Annotated in this window: 5 protein-coding genes; 2 read left to right on the plus strand and 3 right to left on the minus strand. The window is 70.7% G+C overall.

The window, feature by feature from the left end; genetic code table 11:
• Positions 1-176: 176 nt before the first annotated feature.
• Positions 177-632 (plus strand): carboxymuconolactone decarboxylase family protein, encoded by a 456-nt coding sequence (locus tag G3I65_RS38445; RefSeq protein ID WP_160700445.1) that lies wholly within the window; start codon positions 177-179, stop codon positions 630-632.
• Positions 633-915: 283 nt separating this feature from the next.
• On the opposite strand, the gene G3I65_RS38450 is transcribed toward G3I65_RS38445, so the two are convergent.
• Entirely contained in the window at positions 916-2,373 is a 1,458-nt protein-coding gene (locus G3I65_RS38450; protein ID WP_160700446.1) for an MFS transporter, read from the minus strand.
• Between the two features lie 86 nt (positions 2,374-2,459).
• Here G3I65_RS38450 and G3I65_RS38455 point away from each other — a divergent pair, with 86 nt between their 5' ends.
• Entirely contained in the window at positions 2,460-2,834 is a 375-nt protein-coding gene (locus G3I65_RS38455; protein ID WP_160700447.1) for a MarR family transcriptional regulator, read from the plus strand.
• Here G3I65_RS38455 and G3I65_RS38460 read toward each other — a convergent pair.
• Positions 2,831-4,117, minus strand: coding sequence for a S1C family serine protease (locus tag G3I65_RS38460; RefSeq protein ID WP_160700448.1), 1,287 nt, complete (start codon positions 4,115-4,117; stop codon positions 2,831-2,833). The genes G3I65_RS38455 and G3I65_RS38460 overlap by 4 nt on opposite strands.
• A gap of 107 nt (positions 4,118-4,224) precedes the next feature.
• Positions 4,225-4,414 (minus strand): hypothetical protein (locus tag G3I65_RS38465; RefSeq protein WP_203612634.1); only part of this gene is annotated, 190 nt, incomplete at its 5' end.

Raw genomic sequence — 4,414 nt, forward strand, 5'->3', positions numbered from 1 at the left:
GCCCGGGGCGAGCCGCCCGGCGCGGACGGCGTCCCGCAGCGCGGCGATGAGCGCGGCCCGCCTGCCGCCGGTGCCCGGCAGCTCCAGGTGCAGGTCCCGCTCCCCCGAATTGACCCACGAATTCGCCACGGAAATGCACCCTACACGCGGGTCAACCGGGCCCTAGATTTCTGGTCATGACGAACCGAGTGAACTTCGCCAAGACCGCCCCGAAGGCCTTCAAGGCCTTGATCGGCTTCGACGCCGCCGCCCGCGCCGGGCTCGACCCCGCGCTGGTCGAACTGGTGCAGATCCGCGCGTCGCAGCTCAACCGCTGCGCCTACTGCCTGCACATGCACACCTCCGACGCCCGCAAGGCCGGCGAGAGCGAGGAACGGCTGCACATGATCGCCGTGTGGCACGAGGCCACGAACTTCTTCAGCGAGAAGGAGCAGGCCGCGCTGGCGCTGACCGAGGCCGTGACGCTGGTCCAGGGCGGCGTCCCCGACGACGTCTACGAGCGCGCCGCGGCTCAGTTCGGCGAAGAGGAACTGGCCCAGCTGCTCGCGCTGATCTTCACGATCAACACGTGGAACCGCATCGCCATCACCACGGCGAAGGTCCCCGGCACGGACGAGCGGGGCGGTCGGTGACCTCGGCCCGACCGTCCCGGCAAGGGTCGCGCCAGCGAGCGGGTGACCGGCTGCGCGGGCTGGCCGCGTGGTCTGCCCGGCGTCGCGGGGACGCCATGAAGGGGTCATTCATGTCGTCTGGCGAGATGAACGACCCTTTCATGACATCGCGGCTGGGCGGATCGGCCCTGCTGCCCGACTTTGCCGGGGCCCCGTCCCGAACGTAGTGAATGACTCATTCATGTCGTCGGACGACATGAATGAGTCATTCACGGCATCGGGATCCAGCGCCCCGGCACCTGCGTCAGTCGGCGAGGGCCAGGAGGTCGCCCTCGGGGACCGGCTCTTCGGCCGGGCGCTTACGCGCCACCAAGCCGCTGATCGCGATCAACAGTCCCAGCACCGCGATACCGGTGACCACGCTCAACGCCGGCGTCAGCCCGGTCAGCAGCGCGGCCGGGGAGGCCTCGCGGCCGCCGTTGGCGGTCAGGACCGCCGTCACCACCGCCAGGCCGATCGCGCCGCCCACCTGCAGGGACGTGTTCAACAGGCCGCCCGCCAGGCCCTGCTCGTTGTCGGCGACGCCGGCCGTGCCCTGGATGTTGAGGGACGAGAACGCCAGCGTGAAGCCGATGCCGAGCAGGATCATGCTGGGCAGGACGAAGCCCGCGTAGCCGGAGTGCTCGTCGATCCGCAGGAACAGCGCGTAGCCGATGACGTGCGCGACCACGCCCGCGAAGATCGTGCGCGGGGTGCCGACGCGGTCGATCAGCGGCTCGATGCGCGGCGAGCCGAACGCCACGATCAACGCGGCGGGCAGGAAGCCCAGCGCCGTCTGCAGGGCCGACCAGCCCAGCACCCGCTGCAGGTACAGCATCACGACGAACTGGAACCCGATGTAGGCGCCGAAGAACAGCGCGCCGCCGAGGTTGGCGCGGGCCAGCGGGCCCGAGCGCAGGATGCCCAGCCGCAGGAGCGGGTGCGCGCTGCGCTTCTCGATGACCACGAACGTCACCAGCAGCGCGAGCGCGACCAGGAACGTGATGAGCGTCCGCGGCGCGGCCCAGCCGATCTCCGGGGCCTCGACGACGCCGAACACCAGCAGCAGCGAGCCGGCGGCGCCGGTGATGGCGCCCGGGAAGTCGTAGCCGCGGCCCTCTTCGCGCTCATACGACGGGATCAGCTTCCACGCGGCGGCGAACGCGATCAGCGCGATCGGCGCCGGGAGCAGGAACGTCCAGCGCCAGCCGACCTCGGTCAGCAAGCCGGAGAACACGAGGCCGGCGGAGTACCCGCTGGCGCCGAACACGGCGAAGATGCTGATCGCCTTGTTGCGGGCCGGGCCCTCCTGGAACGTCGTGGTGATGATGGACAGCGCGGCCGGCGCCGTGAACGCGGCCGCCAGGCCCTTGATGAAGCGGCTGGCGATGAGCAGCGCGCCGTCGTCGACGAGGCCGCCGAGCAGCGAGGCCAGCGCGAACACCGCGACGGCGACGAGGAACACCCGGCGGCGGCCGAGCAGGTCGGCGGTGCGCCCGCCGAGCAGCAGCAGCCCGCCGTAGCCGAGGACGTACCCGCTGACGACCCATTGCAGCGCGTTGGTGGAGAGGCCGAGGTCGGCCTGGATGGCGGGCAGCGCCACCCCGACCATCGACACGTCGAGCGCGTCGAGGCCGATGACGATCGAAACGGTGAGCAGGACACCCCAGAGACGTGCGTCCCACCGGGTTGAGGTGGTGGACAAGGACACGGAAGAGCTCATGGCGGCGACATTACATGCACACGCATCTAATGTCTAAGCATTTAATGTATTTGCATCTGATGTCCGTGCATGCTAGGTTGGTCGCTGTGAGCGACGTCGCTGAGCAAGGCCTGGTGCAGGAGTGGCACGAGCTGCTGGCGCGCTACTCGGCCGTGTTCAGCACGCTCGAGTGCCGCCTCCAGGAGCGCCACGGGATCGGCGCGAACGAGTTCGAGGCCCTCGAGCGCCTCGCGACCTGCGACTTCAAGTGCCGCTCGGCCGACCTGACCGGTGCCATCCACCTCAGCCAGAGCGCCACCTCACGGCTGGTCGCCCGGCTGGAGAAGGAAGGCCTGGTCGAGCGCGCGCTGTGCGAGCTGGACCGGCGCGGCATCTTCGTGACGATCACCGACGCCGGCCGTGAGCGCTACCTCGCGGCGAAGCGGACCCACCGCGAAGTGCTGAACGAGACCCTCCGCTAACCGACCGGGCCCTCGATCGCCTTGACCGGCACCTGACGCTGCGCGCCACCGGCGCTCGTCACCGTCAGGCTCAGCTGGTCGCCCGGGTGGTGGCCGTCCATCACGGTCGTCAACGTCGTCGCCGAGTCGACCGGCTTGCCGTCGATGGCCGTGATGACGTCGCCCGCCGCGAGCCCCGCCTTCTGCGCCGGGCCGCGCGGGACCACCTGGCGGACCTGGGCGCCGCCCTGGCCGTCGGTGACCGAGACGCCGATGAACGCCGTCTTGCCGATGTGGACCGTGTCCGACGCCGTACCCGCGACGATCTGGTGGGCGATGTCGACCGCCTTGTTGATCGGGATGGCGAAGCCCTGACCCGCACCGCCGCTGCGGCGGCCGTTGAGCTGGTAGCCGGTGGACGCGGCCGTGTCCACGCCGATGACCTGCGCGTCCGCGTTGACCAGCGGGCCGCCGGAGTCGCCCGATTCGATGTTCGCCCGGACCTGGATCAGGCCCTTGAGCTGCTCGGACGAGCCGCTGGACTCGTCCGACGCGGTGATCGACTGGTCCAGCGCGGTCACCGTGCCGGGCGCGGGCACCGGGTCGCCGCCCTTGCCGCCGGCGTTGCCGAGCCCGAGGATCTGGTCGCCGACGGCGACCTTCGACGAGTCGCCGATGACCGCGGTGGGCAGGCCGGACGCCTTCCGCAGCCGCAGGACCGCGACGTCTTCGCTGCGGTTGTAGCCGACGACGTCCGCCGTGTACGTGTCCCCGGTGCCGATGCTGGTGGCCTTGATGCTGGTCGAGCCGGCGACGACGTGGTTGTTGGTGAGCACCTCGCCGTCCGGGGTCAGCACGATGCCGGTGCCCGCCGCGGCCGCGCCCTGCAGGCCGAGCTCGGTTTCGATGTTCACGATGGCCGGGTTGACCTTGGCCGACACGGCGTCGACGTCGAGCACCGTCTGCGACGCGCTGGGCTGGCCGGAGAAGCCGAAGTTCTGGTTGCCGCTCGCCGTCGGGTTGTTCGCGCCGGCGATCAGGTGCCCGATGCCGAGCCCGGCGACCACGGCCAGCGCGATCGCGACCACCGTGAGGGTGAGCGTCCGCAGCGGGTGGCGCTTGCGCGGCAGCGGCTGGTACGCGGGTGGCGGGTACATCGGCTGGGTGTACTGCGGGTACGGGCGGCCCCACTGGTCACGGGGCTGGTCGTAGTACTGCTGGTGCCCGTAGTACTCCTGGCCGTAGTACTGCTGGTACGGCGGGTGGTCGCCGCCTCCCTGCGGTCCGCGGTCGTACTCGCTCATGCACAGCTCCAGCCCTCGACAAAGCCTCCGGCCCGTCCATGGAACGCCTCGTTCCTGAGAATTTCCTGGCGTCCTTCCATGGACTCGCTGTGATTTACCCGGTGCCCTCAGCCGGTAACCACCGACGCCGTCAGCCGGGTGGCCCGGTCGCGAAGCCCCGCTACCCGCGGGTCGGCCGTGCCCGAGTGGACTTCGACGCTCACCCCGGCGGTCGTCGCGGCGGCGCGGGCCGCCTCGGCCACCGCCGCCAGGTCGGTCGCCGAAAGCGCGTCCGGCGGCACCCGCTCCGCCAGGTCG

This window comes from Amycolatopsis sp. SID8362 (assembly GCF_010550475.1).
Classification (GTDB): domain Bacteria; phylum Actinomycetota; class Actinomycetes; order Mycobacteriales; family Pseudonocardiaceae; genus Amycolatopsis; species Amycolatopsis eburnea.